This window comes from Streptomyces sp. 2323.1, assembly GCF_900221035.1.
GTDB lineage: Bacteria > Actinomycetota > Actinomycetes > Streptomycetales > Streptomycetaceae > Streptomyces > Streptomyces sioyaensis.
This window is the reverse complement of record NZ_LT907981.1, coordinates 1,616,626-1,632,018: the sequence shown is the minus strand read 5'-3', so window position 1 is coordinate 1,632,018 and position 15,393 is coordinate 1,616,626. Positions and strand designations below refer to the sequence as shown.

12 protein-coding genes are annotated in these 15,393 nt (G+C 72.2%); 3 read left to right on the top strand and 9 right to left on the bottom strand.

The genetic code is table 11. The features are described 5' to 3' along the window. Positions 1-276: 276 nt before the first annotated feature. Positions 277-1,293 carry a DUF6777 domain-containing protein gene (locus CPH93_RS35695; RefSeq protein WP_096212230.1) on the bottom strand — a complete coding sequence of 339 codons (1,017 nt, stop codon included), beginning with the start codon at positions 1,291-1,293 and terminating at the stop codon, positions 277-279. A 520-nt stretch (positions 1,294-1,813) separates the two neighbouring features. On the opposite strand from CPH93_RS35695, the gene CPH93_RS06395 reads away from it, so the two are divergent. Then, complete coding sequence (locus CPH93_RS06395) at positions 1,814-3,136, top strand: streptophobe family protein (protein ID WP_096212229.1); 1,323 nt, start codon at positions 1,814-1,816, stop codon at positions 3,134-3,136. A 2-nt stretch (positions 3,137-3,138) separates the two neighbouring features. Here CPH93_RS06395 and CPH93_RS06390 read toward each other — a convergent pair whose 3' ends face one another. The 3 genes from CPH93_RS06390 to CPH93_RS06380 are packed head-to-tail and all read right to left on the bottom strand — an operon-like array spanning position 3,139 to position 7,390. Beyond that, complete coding sequence (locus CPH93_RS06390; RefSeq protein ID WP_096212228.1) at positions 3,139-4,203, bottom strand: serine/threonine-protein kinase; 1,065 nt, start codon at positions 4,201-4,203, stop codon at positions 3,139-3,141. 6 nt (positions 4,204-4,209) lie between these two features. After that, the gene (locus CPH93_RS06385) at positions 4,210-5,028 is read right to left on the bottom strand and encodes a hypothetical protein (protein ID WP_173909731.1); all 819 of its coding nucleotides are present in this window, start codon (positions 5,026-5,028) and stop codon (positions 4,210-4,212) included. A 16-nt stretch (positions 5,029-5,044) separates the two neighbouring features. Further along, entirely contained in the window at positions 5,045-7,390 is a 2,346-nt protein-coding gene (locus CPH93_RS06380) for an ABC transporter ATP-binding protein/permease (RefSeq protein WP_096212227.1), read from the bottom strand. Between the two features lie 385 nt (positions 7,391-7,775). On the opposite strand from CPH93_RS06380, the gene CPH93_RS06375 reads away from it, so the two are divergent. After that, positions 7,776-9,332: a nucleobase:cation symporter-2 family protein gene (locus tag CPH93_RS06375; protein ID WP_096212226.1), complete on the top strand. Its 1,557-nt coding sequence runs from the start codon at positions 7,776-7,778 to the stop codon at positions 9,330-9,332. A 94-nt stretch (positions 9,333-9,426) separates the two neighbouring features. Here the strand turns inward: CPH93_RS06375 and CPH93_RS06370 are convergent, their stop codons facing one another. The 4 genes from CPH93_RS06370 to CPH93_RS06355 all read right to left on the bottom strand — a co-directional run bounded on the left by CPH93_RS06370 (position 9,427) and on the right by CPH93_RS06355 (position 13,971). Next, positions 9,427-10,152, bottom strand: a complete 726-nt coding sequence (locus CPH93_RS06370; protein WP_231977202.1) for a transcriptional regulator — start codon at positions 10,150-10,152, stop codon at positions 9,427-9,429. Between the two features lie 202 nt (positions 10,153-10,354). Next, the gene (locus CPH93_RS06365; protein WP_231977201.1) at positions 10,355-11,266 is read right to left on the bottom strand and encodes a TetR/AcrR family transcriptional regulator; all 912 of its coding nucleotides are present in this window, start codon (positions 11,264-11,266) and stop codon (positions 10,355-10,357) included. Positions 11,267-11,413: 147 nt separating this feature from the next. After that, complete coding sequence (locus CPH93_RS06360) at positions 11,414-11,914, bottom strand: hypothetical protein (RefSeq protein WP_197708739.1); 501 nt, start codon at positions 11,912-11,914, stop codon at positions 11,414-11,416. 86 nt (positions 11,915-12,000) lie between these two features. After that, positions 12,001-13,971 (bottom strand): APC family permease, encoded by a 1,971-nt coding sequence (locus tag CPH93_RS06355; RefSeq protein ID WP_096212225.1) that lies wholly within the window; start codon positions 13,969-13,971, stop codon positions 12,001-12,003. A gap of 288 nt (positions 13,972-14,259) precedes the next feature. Between CPH93_RS06355 and CPH93_RS06350 the strand changes: the two genes are divergently transcribed. Further along, positions 14,260-14,700 (top strand): DUF4118 domain-containing protein, encoded by a 441-nt coding sequence (locus CPH93_RS06350; protein WP_231977200.1) that lies wholly within the window; start codon positions 14,260-14,262, stop codon positions 14,698-14,700. A 112-nt stretch (positions 14,701-14,812) separates the two neighbouring features. Here the strand turns inward: CPH93_RS06350 and CPH93_RS06345 are convergent, their stop codons facing one another. Further along, on the bottom strand, positions 14,813-15,313 hold the full coding sequence (locus tag CPH93_RS06345; RefSeq protein WP_371126849.1) for a hypothetical protein: 501 nt from the start codon (positions 15,311-15,313) through the stop codon (positions 14,813-14,815). Positions 15,314-15,393: the final 80 nt, after the last annotated feature.

Here is a 15,393-nt window from a genome sequence, read left to right as displayed (position 1 = left end):
CGTGCACGGGGGTCCCTCCAAAGCAGAACAGCTGACAGTGGCGGAGCCCGGCCCTGCGGCGTCACCGTTCAGGGCTGTCACTGCACCCGCCGCATATGCAGAGGGTGTGGCTGCTGAGGTGGTTGTCCGATGCACCTGATTATTAGGACACAGTTCGATATCGGGTCAGCTGGGTAGACGCGAGGCCGGCCACGGGCAGCTGGCTGCCCCTGTCACCCGCGGCGGGTCCGCGGGCGACGGGGGCAGTCGGTCGGAAGCGTCAACTGGTCGGAAGCGTCAGCTGGACGGCGGTGTGCCGCCGCCTCCTTCGGGAGGCGTCCCGCCCCCGCCGCCGGGTGATCCGCCGCTGCCCGGTGTCTCCCCGCCCGGGGTCTCGCCGCCCGGACCGGTGTCGCCGCCGGTCGACGAGGGCTCCCCGCCGGTGGTGTTGCTGCCTCCCGTGGTCCCCGGCGGCTCCCCGGTGGTCTCCCCGGTGCTCGTACCCGGGGAGCCGGTGGTCCCGGAGGACGTCTCGCCGGACGACGGTGACTCGTTGGGCGGCGGCTGGGAAGAGGAGGGGCCGCTGGGGGTCTCGGACGGCGGGGAGGTCGGGCTGTCGGCGGTGCCGGTGGTTCCCTGGGGGCGCTTGAACCAGGTGCCCGTCTTCGGGTTGCGCAGCGTGAATTCCTTGATCTTGGACTTCGCGGGCTTGACGACGACCACGTTCGAGGACTGGTATCCGGGCCACTTCGTGCCGACCGTCTTCACGTTTCCCTGGAGGGCCTTCGGCTGCGTCAGCGGGTTCCCGCACTTGCAGCGCACCCGCGGCACGCCGTACGCGTCGACCATGACCGCGGTGCCGGCCTGCAGGACCGACTGGAATTCGGTGGTCTTGCCGTCCTTGTAGCCGTGGTTGGTGACCCGGGTGTCATAGGCCAGCTGTACGGGCGTCAGCGACCGCAGATAGCGCGGGACATCGCCCGGGGTGACGCCCACGACGCCGGCGAACGCCTTGTTCTTCGAGGGGGCGCCGGTGAGGTAGCTGATCTGCTTCTCGACGTCGCAGCTCGCGCTGTTCTCGGTCCCGCCGTAGAGACCGGGTGTCGCGCCCGAGAATTCGCTGTTCGAGCCGCTGGACTGCTTGGGCCTGGCGGACGTGGCCGGGGTGGACTCGTTCGCCGACGACTTGGTGACCGGGTTCGGGCCGGTCGAGGCGGCCGGCTCGGCGAACACCTCGCTCGTGGTGCCACTCGGCCGGGTGAGCACGACGATGATGATCACGACCGCGACCACGGCTGCCGCGATGATCGCCACCCGCGGTGCGGACCGCCACCAGGGCCCGCCGCCCCCGGCTCCGCCGCCCCCGCCGCCTCCGCCCCCGCCGCGTCCGCCGGGGCCGCCAGGGCCGCTGGGTCCGCCCGGGCGGGGGGCGGTTTCCGGCGTGTAGGGCTCCTCCGGCCGCGCTCCCGGTTGCGGGGCCACCTGTGTGGGCTCGTGCGGGTGGCCGGAGAGCGGGCCCGACGGCGGTCCTGTCGGGTGACTGTCCGGCGGCGGTGAAGAAGTCACGGGTGGCCCTTCCGACGCGTGTGGGCCATCCGGCTATGCGAATTTTGCCCGTTTTTGTCGATGTCAAGGCCATTGTGTGCCCGGGTTCGGTACGGTCCGCAAGCGGGGCGGTACACAGGGTGCTTACGGTGGTGGGGACCGCCGTCCATGCGGGCACGGCACCGCGCTGCGCGTTCCCCGGCGGAGCGCCACGGCCCCGTGCACAGCAGTCACGGCGTCCATCAGGCGGATCGCCTGCAAGGGCGGTCCCGTACCGGCAGGAGAGAGCGTGAGCCAGCTGCGAGGCCCCACGTCGGCCGGTCCCCCCGGCCCGGTAGCCGTCCACGGCGCCCCGCCCGAGGTCCGGGCCTGGGCACACGCGCTCGGGACGGCCGTGGCGGGCATCGTCACGATGCTCGTGATCGCCACGCTCGGCCTGTGGGCGGCCGGCGCCGCGGACCTCCCCGGCGGGGCGTTCCCCTCGGTGGTCGCGGCCACCGTGGTGGTCGCCGCCGGCGGCTCGGTGGGCCTGTCCGGTGACGCCGGCGTGCTCGCCCAGGCCCACGCGAACCTCGACGCCGTACCGCTGTCGGTCACGCTCGCCGGTGCGCTGGTGACCGCCGCCGTCTTCCTGCTGCCGCTGCGCCACCGGGCGGTGGCCGGCACCGGGGAGCTGCTCGGCCGGATCGCCCGTACGGCGGTGTGCTGGCTGGTGCTTCTGCTGCTGCTCGCGCTCGCGTCCTCGCACGACTTCCGGATCGCGGTGGGCAACGACATCGCCGACCAGCTGGGCGCCGAGCTGGGCGCCACCCCCGTCATCGGCTTCCGTGCCGACGTGCCCGCGACGCTCGGTGTCGGGCTGCTCTGGGTGCTGGCGCTGCTCGTGCTGACCTTCCTCATCTCACGCCGGGCCCCGCTCTCCCCCCGGCTGCTGCACTTCCAGGACTCCGTCCGGCCACCCGCCTTCGCGATGCTGCTGACCCTGCTCGCCTATGCCGCGATCGGGCTGGTCATCGGCATCGTCGAGCTCTTCACCCGGGGGGATCCGGCGCGGACCTTCGCCGTCATTTTTCTCGGGCTGCCCAACCTGGCCTGGATGGCGCTGGGCATCGGCACCGGCGGCGGCTGGGTGGGACATGTCGACAAGGCCATCGGGCTGCCCGTGCCGCCCGCCCTCGACCAGGTGCTGCGCACCCGCGGGCAGCGGACCCTGGACCTCAACTCGCTCTCCGCGTACGACGGCCGGGTCTGGCTGCTGGTGGCGGTTGCGGCCGTGGTGCTGCTCGCGGCCGCCTTCTTCGCGGCGGTCCGCTCCCCGGCCCGGCGGCCGGCCTGGCGGCACGCCGCCGAGATGGCCGTGGCGCTGGCGCTCACCCTGTTCACCGTCGGACTGCTCACCCGGATCTCCGCCAGCTTCGGGCTCTCCCTGATCGGCGTCGGCGACCTCGGGGGCGGCCTGGGCAATGCGGTCACCCTGGATCCGCAACTCCTGCGCCTGGTGGGGGTGGGCCTCTTGTGGGGGCTGGTCACCGGCTTCCTCGGCAGCCTGCTGGCGCGGCGGGTACGGCATCCCGGCGAGGTACCGGCACCGCAGCGCCCACGCGAGCCCTGACCTCACGCCGCCGGCGGCTGCCCCGGGCGGCTGCCCGGGAACACCGGGGTGGCCCAGCGCGGGGGCGGCGGGGGCGCCGCGCTGCGCCGGCCGCCCGGGTCCGCCTGGGCGTCCACCTGCGTCATGGGATGCGCACGGGTAGCACCCACCGCTGCCCCGGGGGCCGCGGTCCGGCCGGCCGCACGCAGCGCCGCCACAAAGCCCCGGCAGGTCTCGTAGCGGTTCTCCGGCGCCTTGGCCAGGGCCTGGGCGAACACCATGTCGACGGACTCCGGCAGATCCGGCCGCTGCCGGGTCAGGGCCGGCGGCGGGTCGTACTGGTGCGCCCACAACAGCGCCATGTCGTCGTCACGCCGGAACGGCGGTGCCCCGGTCAGCATTTCGAAGAGGACGCAGGCCAGGCTGTAGACATCGCAGCGGCCGTCCACCGGGCGGCCCGAGATCTGCTCCGGCGCCACATAGTCCAGGGTGCCGACGAACTGGCCGACGCTGGTGAACCCGGTCAGCGACAGCGACTTCTTCGTCAGCCCGAAGTCGGTGAGGTAGGCGTGCTCGGGGCGGTCGCTGTCGGTGCCCTCGGCGATCAGGATGTTGCCCGGCTTGACGTCCCGGTGCACCAGGTCGTGCGCATGGGCGGCGTCCAGCGCCGAGGCCACCTGGAGGGCGATCCGGCAGGCGGTCTCCAGCGGGAGCGGCCCGTCGCGGTCGAGCAGCGCCCGCAGATCCCGACCCTGGACGTAGCGCATCGCGATGTAGAGCACGCCCTCGGTCTCCCCGGCCTCGAAGACCGGCACGATGTGCGGGTGGTCGATCGCCGCGGCCACCCGCGACTCATGGGCGAAGCGCTGCCGGAAGGTGTCGTTCCGGGCGAGCTCGGGCGCCAGCAGCTTGACCGCAACGGTGCGGCCGAGCCGCAGATCCTCCGCCCGGTAGACCACAGCCATCCCGCCCCGGCCGAGCTCGTCCTGGAGCAGATACCCGGCGAGCTGCCGCCCGCGCAGCGCGGGGGCGTCCGAGGACGTGGCACGCTCCTGGCCCCGGCCGGCGGCTTCCTGCTCGCCGTTCACCGGAGGTCACCCGCGTCCGGCGGCCGGCGGCGGACCGCCGGGGTCCATGGCCCGGGTCCGGTCGGGGTCCGGCGGGGGCGGCCCCTCCGGCGGCCCGGCAGGTTCGGGGGCCGGATCGGGGGTGGCGGGCTCGGATACGGGGCCGGATGCCGGCCCGGAGACGGGTCCGGCGGGCTCCTGCGCCGGACCCGCCGCGCCCTCCGGTACGTCAGCCACGCCCCGCGGCCCGCCCGGTACGTCAGCCCTGCCCTCCCGTACGTCAGCCGCGTCCCCCGCCCCCTCCGGCGCCTCCTGCCCCCCGGACCCCGGCTCCGGCGGCCTCTGCCGCCCCGGCCGCGAGGAGGGCTTCGACGCCACCGCGTACGTCTGCAACGACACCCCGTCGCAATAGCACCAGCGCTCGTGCCGGGCGTCGTACAGCCAGACCGCATCGCCGTCCACGACCACTCCCAGCCGGTTGCCCCGGGTGCGCCGGGTGAACGACTCGCCGTCCAGCTGCCCGGCGGCCAGCTCCTCCACCAGGTGCCGGTACCGGCTCAGCTCCTCCTCCACCGCGCCCAGCAGCGGCCGGGGGTCCGCGGTCCGGGCGGCGGGCTGCGCGGCGGCCGGCGGTTCGCGCGGGACGGACAGCAGCAGCCGGCCGTCCACCCAGGTCGACCAGCCGTTGGAGCACAGCGCCAGGGCCCAGTCGCCCCGGCGGTCGATGACCTGGACCGGCAGCAACGGATCGAGCGGCGAGGACGGGCGGGTGGTGTCCGGGGCCGCCCAGGTCGCCATCCCCTCCGGGGGGACGACATGGCTGGGGAGGAACTCGGGCGAGGTCATCGGCGGCTCCCGGGCGCTACTCACGCATGATCTCGGGCTCGTGCCGCCGCAGCAGCCGGAGCACCAGGAAGCCGAGGAGCAGCGAGAGCACGATCATCATGCCCATGTTCAGCAGCCAGATCCCCGGGGCGTGCTGGAACAGCGGGTCGGAGGTGCTCGCCTGCGGTACGAGACGGTGCAGATCGATGGTGCCCGCCATGGCGCCGAGCGCCCACCGGGACGGCACCAGCCATGCCAGCTGCTCCAGCACCGGCACGCCGGTCAGCTTCAGCAGCGCACCGCAGAACACGACCTGGACGATCGCGAGGAGGACCAGCAGCGGCATGGTGACCTCCTCCTTCCGCACCAGCGCGGACACGAACAGGCCGAGCATCATGGCGGTGAAGGCCAACAGGGCCACCGCCAGGGTGATTTCGAGCAGTGGCGGGAGCAACACGCCCTTGCCGCCCGGTGCGCCCAGTTTGACGCCGAACAGCGCCACCAGGGTCAGCACCACGGCCTGGACGATCGTGATCGACCCCAGCACCAGCACCTTGGACATCAGATACGCCGAGCGGGACAGGCCGACGGCTCTCTCCCGTTGATAGATCGTCCGCTCCTTGACCAGCTCACGTACCGCGTTGGCGGCGCCGGTCAGCACCGCTCCGACACACAGGATCAGCAGCGCGTTGATGGCGCCCGCCCCCTCGGCGAGCGAGGACCCGGCCAGGGCGTGCGCCATCGCCCCCATGATGAACGGCAGCGCCACCATGATGACCAGGAAGGTCCGGTCGGCGGTCAGTGCCGCCGCATAGCGCCGGACCAGGGTGTGCAGCTGTTTGCCCCAGCTCTGCGCCTTGGGCGCGGCCACCGGGCCGCGCGGCGCCTCCGGGGCGCGGGGCGGCTGGTGGGACTCCATGGCGATGTAGCGGCGGTGCTGCGGCGAGGCGCGGAACTCGCCCGCCCAGTCACGGCCCTTGTCGTTCTCGAAGGCCTCGAACGCCTCCGGCCACTGCGTGTACCCGAAGTAGTGCAGTGCCTCCTGCGGCGGCCCGTAGTAGGCGATCGTGCCGCCCGGCGCCAGGATCAGCAGCCGGTCACAGACGTCGAGGCTCAGCACGCTGTGGGTGACGACGATGACGGTACGGCCGTCGTCCGCGAGGCCGCGCAGCATATGCATGACCGAGCGGTCCATGCCGGGGTCGAGCCCGGAGGTCGGTTCGTCGAGGAAGAGCAGCGACGGCTTCGTCAGCAGCTCCAGCGCGACGCTCACCCGCTTGCGCTGGCCGCCCGAGAGGCTGTGGATCGGCTGCTTCACCCGCTCGTCGAGGCCCAGTTCATGGATCACCTCGTCGACCCGCGCCTGCCGCTCGGCCTTCGCGGTGTCCTCGGGGAAGCGCAGCTGTGCGGCGTAGCCGAGCGCCCGGCGCACGGTCAGCTGCAGATGCAGGATGTCGTCCTGCGGGACCAGTCCGATGCGCTGGCGAAGCTCGGCGTAGTCGCGGTAGAGGTCACGGCCGTCGTAGAGCACCGTGCCGTGGTCCGCGGGGTGCTGTCCGGTCAGTGCGTTGAGCAGCGTCGACTTGCCCGCGCCGCTCGGTCCGACCACGGCGAGCAGCGACTTCTCACCCACCGGGAACGAGACCTTGTCCAGCAGCGTCTTGCGGCCCTTGTCGACGCGTACGGCCAGGTCCTGCACGTCCAGTGACACCTCGCCGGTGTCGATGAACTCCTGGAGTTCGTCGCCGACCAGGGCGAACGCGGAGTGCCCGATGCCGACGATGTCGCCGGGGATCATCGGCGCCCGGTCCACCGGCTGGCCGTTGAGGTAGGTGCCGTTGTGGCTGTCCAGGTCGACGATCTCGAAGCCGTCCGGGCCCGCGCGCAGCTCCGCGTGCCGGCGGGAGACCGTGAGGTCGTCGACGACCAGGTCGTTGTCGCTCGCGCGGCCGATCCGGGTGGTCCGGGCGGCCGGCAGCGGCCGCACCGCACTGGGGCGGCGGAAGGTACTGGTGCCCGCGGGGTGGGAGACGGCGGAGGGCCGCTCGACCCGGGTCGGGCGGGGCGGTACGGAGAGCACCGCGCACGGCCCGTCGGCCGGGTTGCCGAACCGGATCACACTGCCCGGCCCGACGCCGGACTCCTGCACCCGCCGCCCGTCGGCGTAGGTGCCGTTGGTGCTGCCCTCGTCCTCCACGGTCCAGTGACCGGCCTTGGCCCGGAGCACCGCGTGATGCCAGGAGACCCGGGCGTCGCTCAGGACGACCTCGCTCGCGGGGTCCCGTCCGACGTGGTAGACGCGGCCGGGGTCCATCACCTGGGTGCCGCCGTCGGACTCGACGACGAGCTCCGGCGCGGTGGGCGAACCCTGCCACTCGGCCATACCAGAATTTTACGGCGGAGGCACCGGCTCCGCCTCTTCGCACGGCAGCACCGCCGCCCACAAAGGCCCTGCCCAAAACGGCATTTCGCGACATGCTCCCCCTTTGTGCGAGCGCATACGACCGGTTACTCGCGAGAAAGGGCACAGGTCAACTAGGGTGAGCGATCCGATTGGCTCACCTGCAAATTCCATGGAAATGCCGGAATTTGTTGCGCTGATCGAAGGAAGTCCTGTCGAACCAGGACGATAAGTACAGCGCAGGGCTGCGTGGTGCCGGCAACACCGCAGAGCGTCGGCTTTGTAGGACCCAGCCGGCCCGCCGTCCTCCGTGGTACGGCGGCGCCGGTCCCTTCTTATTCACCTACCTCCTGAAGGCAAGGCAGAGATGGCACGAGTCTCCCGACAAGACCCCGAGCAGTTCTCCGGCTACGGCACGCACCCGGTCGACGAGGTGCTCCCGGTCGGCAAGCTCACGCTCTACGGATTCCAGCACGTCCTCGCCTTTTACGCGGGCGCGGTGATCGTCCCGATCGTCCTCGGGAACGCCCTCGGCCTGTCCCACGAAGAGCTGGTCTATCTGATCAATGCGGACCTGCTGACCTGCGGTATCGCCTCGATCATCCAGGCCCTGGGCATCTGGAAGATCGGCGCCAGGCTGCCGCTGGTCCAGGGCGTCACCTTCACCGCCGTCTCCCCGATGATCGCGATCGGCATGGGGGCCGGCGGCGGCACCGCCGGACTGCTCGTCGTCTACGGCGCGGTGATCACGGCAGGCATAGCGACCTTCCTCTTCGCCCCGTTCTTCAGCAAGCTGGTGAAGTACTTCCCGCCGGTCGTCATCGGCACGATCCTCACCATCATCGGCCTCACCCTGATCCCACAGGGTCTGAAGGATGCGGCCGGCGGCGCGCAGCTGATCGGGCACCCCGAATACGGCGATCTCAAGAACCTCGGATACGCGCTGGGCACCCTGCTGTTCATCCTGCTCGTGGTGCGGCTGGGGAAGCCGTATCTCAGCAGCCTCGCCGTATTGCTCGGCCTGGTCGCCGGTACGGCGGTCGCCTGGTTCTTCGGCGACGCGGATTTCGGTGCGGTGAAGGATTCCGCCTGGTTCGGTGTCAGCACGCCATTCCACTACGGAATGCCGAAGTTCGAGCTCTTCCCCATCATCGCCATGGTCGTCGTCATGCTGATCACCATGGTGGAGACCACCGGAGACGTCTACGCCATCGGCGAGATCACCCGTAAGCGGATCGACAACACCACCGTCGCCAACGCCCTGCGGGCGGACGGTATCGCCACCGTTCTGGGCGGGGTGCTCAACTCCTTTCCGTACGTGGCATTTGCCGAAAACATCGGCCTGGTGCGGATGTCGAAGGTCATGAGCCGGTTCGTGGTGGTCGCGGCCGGCTGCTTCATGATCGTCATGGGGCTGCTGCCCAAGGCGGGCAGTGTGGTGGCCGCGATTCCGCATCCGGTGCTCGGCGGTGCCGCGATCGCGATGTTCGGCATGGTCGCCACGGTCGGTATCCAGATCCTGGGCAAGGTGGACCTGCGCGAGGAGCGCAATGCGCTGATCCTGGCGGTCAGCTTCGCCGCCTCGCTGCTGCCCACCGCGGTCGAGCCGTTCTTCCAGCGGATGCCGGAGGACGTCCGGGCGGTCCTCGACAGCGGCATCACCCTCGGCAGTCTGACCGCCGTGCTGCTGAACCTCTTCTTCAACGTCTTCACCCGCCGCAAGACGATGGAGATCGACTGGGACGAGATCGAGGCCGACGAACCGGACGAAGCGCCCGGCCCCCTGGACGCCCACGCGCCCGCGGACCCGTACGCGCCGGCCGACCCGTACGGTCCGCACGGAGCCGCGGCGCCGCACACCCCGCCAGGCCCGCAGTACCCGCCGCACCCGCAGGGCCCCCAGTGGGGCGCATCCGGCCACTGAGTCCGCCAACGGCCGTGGGCGGGGCGGGACTTGGAGACAAGTCCCGCCCCGCCCGTTTCCGTCCGTCCGCCTCCGCTGCCCCCGCGCCGTCCCGTCAGTGCGTGGCCACGGTGTTGAACGGCGGCGCCTCGCCCGCGTCCCCGATCAGCTCCCAGAAGTGGTCCACCAGCCGGCGCAGATACGCCGAGCGCTCGCCCGCGACCTCCTTGAGGCGGGCGTCGGCGCTCCGCGCCACCACATGCCCCATGTAGCGCTCGGAGAACTCCGCGAACTCCGCATGCATCGTGCGCAGGGCGTCGCTCACCCGGGACTTGTTCAGCGTGCTGATCGCGGCGACCGGGCCGACGTGCGACTTCCAGCGCCCGTCGATGGCCGCCCGCAGATGCCCGGCCAGCTCCTCGTTGTGCCCCATCACCGCGATCAGCTTGCGCAGCGACAGCCCGAGCGCGTCCACCAGCGCCTTGGTCTGCCGGTAGTCACCCGTCCACTGCTGTGCCGCCTCGGCCGCCCGGTAGCGGGCCGGGTCCATGCCGATCAGCTGCGACAGGCGCTCCACGCTCAGCTGGCGGGCCATCCGGTGTTCGGCCAGGGTCCGCGGTTCGACGCCCATGAGCACGGTCGGCGCGCACCACAGAACATCGGCCAGGGCGAACAGCTGCGGCTCGGTGGGGAGCTGGGAGCCGTACTCCCAGGCGTCGACGAGCTCGGGACGTACCGGCGCTCCGCACGCCGTCATGGCCTGGGCCACCTGAGCCGTGCTCAGGCCCACCCGGGCCCGCGCGGATCTGGCCTCTGCGGGAGAAAAGGGAGTGCTGTACACGTTCGGGACACCTCGCTGCACCCGGCGGACGAAGGGTGCTTGGGGGGACTGGAGATGGAGGAACATCCAGGAGCGGGCAGATTAACAGATGGTCCATACGTACGAATCTCCAGTTCGCCCTTCGGATTGAAGGCCTCGGGAGGCCTGAAGACCGGGGTGCGGGGGATGTGCGCTATCTGTCCGAATTCACGCCGCAACTCGCTTACCGGGTATAGCCGATGGCTCGCCATTTACCCGGCGGTAGCGATTCTTGGGACCGGCTGGTCGACAGGGCGTGATGCGAGCGTGATGCGGAGGACGGGGTGGCATCGCAGCGAGCGGCCGGGCTGACGTGGCCGCGCGCCGGCCGCCGGCCGACCGTACCCACCGGCCTGCGTGCCGGAGCTCGGCGCACCGCGCGCCGGTCCGCGGCGAAGATCCGGTCGAGGTGGTACTCCAGCGTGCGCCGGACGTCCTCCAGCGTGCGGCGGCCGTGCAGCACATCGCCACCCAGCCCCACCGCGCCGGAGACCAGCAGATCGGCCTCCCGCCACGGGTCGAGACCGTCCACGGTGCGCCCGCCGGCCTGTGCCGCGGCGATCAGGTCGGCCACCATCCGCTCCAGGGGCTGGTCGTCGTGCAGAAACACCGCGGCGAGCGCCGGGTCCGTCAGGCTGCGGGCGTAGTACGCGGCGAGCACCCGCAGCGCGGTGGCGCGCTGGTCGTCCAACGGCAGGAACTCGTCCAGCACCGCCCGTAGCAGGGCCCGGGGGTCCTCGGTGCCGGCAGGGACGCGAGAGCGGGCGAGGCGCTCGTTCTCCACGTGCAGCAGATGCAGTGCGTCTACCAAGAGCTGGTGCTTGCTCGCGAAGTGGTACTGGACCGTGCGCAGGGACACCCCGGCTTCGGCCGCCACCTCCCGCAGGCTCGCCGCGTGCAGCCCTCGCTCGGCAGCGATCCGCCAGAGCGCCTCGGCGATCTGCCGGCGCTTGCGCGACGGAGCGCTCGCCGCCGACCGCCTGGCCGCCGGAGCCGGCGGTTGCTTGCGCCGCCGGTAGGCCCTGGCCTGGCAGCTGCGCGAGCAGTAGAGCGCCGGGCGGCCCCGCCCGGCCGGCGGAACTGAACCGTCCGGCACCTGTGGTCTCCCGCGGTCACCTCGCCGGTCCGCGGCGTGTCAGAGCGATGACGGATTCCGTTCCGTCGCCGCACCGCAGAATGCGCAGCGATATGAGCAGCGCACGATGCATGCCGTGATGGGGACCCAGGCCCCCGCCACGGCCGCTCAGCCGGCCAGGAGTTCCAGATCCAGCCGGCCGATGCGCTCGGCGTCGGCGAGCAGCTCGATGGCGACGACCCGGCCGTCCCGGATGGTGAAGCCGAAGACGACCCGGGGGGTGCCGCCCGGGGCCCAGACGAGTCCCGCGCTGCCCCCGATGAGCGCCGGCTGTGCGGCCTTGGCCCGTCCCACGAAGGTCTCGGCCACCGCCGCCGCCCCGTGCGCCGGGCTCACCCCCGCCAGCGCGGCGGCGGCATCGGTGCTCAGCTCCGCCTCCGGGTCGAGCAGCGCCAGCAGCGCCCCGAAGTCCCCGCCGCGCGCGGCCGCGAGAAAGGCGTCGACGACCTCGCGCTGGCGGGCGACATCGGTCTCGGGGAGGCCCGGCACGCTGCGCACCCGGCGGCGGGCCCGGCTGGCGAGCTGCCGGGCCGCGGCCGGGGTGCGCTCGACGACCGGGGCGATCTCGTCGTACGGCACGGCGAACATGTCGTGCAGCAGAGCGGCCACCCGGTGCACGGGTGGCCGCCGGCGCCGTCCGCCGGGCCGTCGGCATCGTCGAGCCGGGCCGCCTGTCGGAGGGAGCCGCCGCTGCGTCAGCCCACGTGGACCCGCGGGCGCCGGGCCGGGTCGGGCTCGGCGCGGCGGAGGACCTCCCGGGCGACCGGCGCGACCTCGCCGTCGCCGAAGACCAGGAAGCGCAGCAGATGGCTGACCGGATGGCCCTCGGTCCAGTTGAAGTAGATGTGCGGCACCTGGCCGGTGTGCTCGCGCAGCTGCATCAGTACGGCGGCGATGGTGTTCGCCACGCCGGCGCCCTCGACCAGCAGGATCTGCGCCCCGTACCGCTCCTCGCCCCGGACGTGCAGATCCGTGGTGAAGTCCGAGGAGTCCCGGACCGTCACCTCCAGGAACAGCACCGGCCGGCCGTCGGGGATATGGGTCTCCTCGCGCTGGCTGTACTCCTTCTCCTGGTACTCCGCCGCGTCCCGCTCATCGGGCTCGTTGGCGATCACCCGCAGCGGCCCGGCCGCGAGCGCGGTGTCGATCAGCCGCTGTGCCGTTTCGTCGAAGTCGACCTGTACGGCGCGCAGTTCGAAGGACCGGTGGACACGGGAGGCGAACGAGGTCAGCAGGATGCCGAGGATGAACAGCAACGCGATCTTCAGACCGTCCGGCCGCTCGATGACATTGGTGACCAGGGTGTAGCCGAAGACCAGGGTGATGGCGCCGAACCCGGCGGTGGCCGCGCGCAGCCGCCGGTGGCGGGCGGCGACGGTGGAGGCGAAGGACGCCGAGAGCATCAGCACCAGCACACCGGTGGCGTAGGCACCGCTCTGCTCGTCGACGCTGGCGTTGAAGAAGAAGGTGATGCCGAAGGCGGTGGCCAGGAAGATCAGCACCAGCGGGCGCACCGCCCGGGTCCACTCCGGTGCCATGCCGTAGCGCGGCAGATAGCGCGGTACGAGGTTGAGCAGTCCGGCCATCGCCGAGGCGCCGGCGAACCAGAGGATGGCGATGGTGGAGATGTCGTAGACGGTGCCGAAGCCCTCGCCGAGGTACTGGTGCGCCAGATAGGCCAGCGCACGCCCGTTGGCCGCGCCGCCGGTGTCGAACTCCTTCTGCGGAATGAGCAGGGTGGTCGCCAGGCTCGACAGCAGCAGGAAGCCGCTCATGACCAGCGCCGCGGTGGTCAGCAGCCGGCGGGTGCCGCGGATCCGGCCGGCCGGGCGCGCGGGGGTGTCCGCGGCGTCGCCCTGGATCTGCGGCATGACGGCGACACCCGTCTCGAAGCCGGACATGCCCAGCGCCAGCTTGGGGAAGACCAGCAGCGCCACACCGACGATCGCCAGCGGCGAGGAGTGCCCGGCGGTCAGCGTGCCCCACCAGTTGTCGATCACCACCGGGTGCGACAGCACGTGCCAGGCCGCGGTGGCCAGGACGACGACGTTCAGCGTCAGATAGACCCCGACCAGACCGACGGCTATGCCTATCGCCTCACGGAAGCCCTTGAGGAACACCGCGCCCAGGGCGGCCAGCAGCAGCAAGGTGATCCACAGGTTCGCGCCGTGCAGCAGCGGAGGGGCGAACGGGTTCTCCACGACGTGCGCCGAGGCGTCCGCGGCCGACAGCGTCATGGTGATGATGAAGTCCGTGGCGGCGAACCCCAGCAGCACCAGGACCAGCAGCTTGCCCGCCCACCACGGCAGCAGCCGCTCCAGCATGGCGATCGAACCCTCGCCGTTCGGGCTCTCCTTGGCGACCCTGCGGTACACCGGCAGGGCGCCGAGCAGGGTCAGCGCGATCAGGACGAGGGTGGCGAACGGTGAGAGCACTCCGGCCGCCAGGGCGGCGATGCCCGGCTGGTAGCCCAGGGTCGAGAAGTAGTCGACACCCGTGAGGCACATGACGCGCCACCAGGAGTGCCCCTTGTGCTCGGCCGGCGGGGTCCCGTGCGGCCCGGGGTGGCGGGCGGCCTGACTGCTCAGTCCGTCCAGCAGCCAGGCGCGCCACCGCCGGGAGGCGGGGGTGGGGGGCGTGGGGTCCGCCTGGACAGTGGTGGTCATGTGGGCACGTCCTGCCGATCTTCGGTCGTCGGTTTTGGGCAACGAGCAGCGAGTATGCATCACCGTCAGGACGGTGTCGCGGGCCGCCCCGCACCAGATGTCCCGCCAGGCGTCAAGAAGGCGTTAAGACGACGTCAGGAAGCATCTGCCGGCCGTACGAACGGCGTTAAGGACCGCGCGGCGGCGCGCCCGTCAGGCCTTCGGCGCGCAGTCTGGCGGCAAGGGTCCACCGCGGGTCCACGGGACCGCACCGGTCCGCCGCAGGGGCCGCAGCTGGAGGTGTTCCCCGTGGCTCTGCTGCACCGGCCGGCGCCCGCGCGCCGCCCCCGCGCCCGCCGGCCCCCGCCGCGCACGACAGCGCCCCCGGCCCACCCGGTGGCGCCCGGCCGCACTCTCACCCGTGACCTCGCCCTGCCGCTCGGCGCGGTGGGAGCGGCGCTCCTGGTGACCGCCCTGATGCTGACCGGCCGGAGCGCCCCCGCCCCGGTCGCGCCGGCCGCCTTCCTCCTGCTGACGGTGGCCGTCGCCGCGCTCGCCCGGCCGGTCGTGGTGCCCGTCGTGGCCCTGGTCTCCTGGCTGTTCTACGACGGCTTCGTGCTCAACGGGCACTCCGACCTGGCCTTCCGGGCCCAGGACCGGACGAGTCTGCTGATGCTCCTCCTCGCCGCTGCCGCGGCCGCGTGCGGGGCCGCCGCCCTGCGCGCCGTCCGGCGCCGCTCGGCCGAATGACGGTCCGCACCGGCTGACCGGTCCGCACCGACTGCCCCGGGCCGGGCCGCCGCCCGCGCCGCTGCGGTCCCGTCCAGCGGCGCCGCGTACGACGGGACGGCGGGCCGGGTGGTCAGCGCCGGCAGCAGCGATGACGGCAACGCGAGAAGGCCGCCCGCCGCCGGCGGGACGCGGCTCGCTGCCAGGGGCGCGCGGCCCCCAGGAAACCGAGCCCGATGCCCAGCATCCAGAAGTCCTTGGCCAGCGGAAAGCCGTCCTGGGTCGGCCGCAGACTCTTCGGCTGCCGCATCCCCGGGGTCCGCAGATACAGCCCGACCAGACCGCCGGAGAATCCGGTCAGCGCCAGTCCCGCCAGCCGGGTCGGCACGAACGGCGTCAGCAGCGCGCCGCCGACCGCGATCTCCGAGCACGCCAGCAGCCGGGTGAACCGCTCGGCGGGAACCCGGTTCAAGAACGGATAGGCGACGACGGCCATCCCGTGCACGCCCTCGGCGGTCGCCCGGTCGGCCCGCAGCTTCATCAGCCCGGAGTTCAGGAGGAAGGCGCCGGTGGCCAGACGGGGGGCCACATCTCGCGCTTCGGGCAGCTGCACCACGGGAGCCTCCAAGATCATGTCTTCGGCCCCCCGAAGCAGCCTAGTCAGGGGACAACCGGGGTGCACCCGGGCGACCATGGCGCGACGGGTCGGCGCCC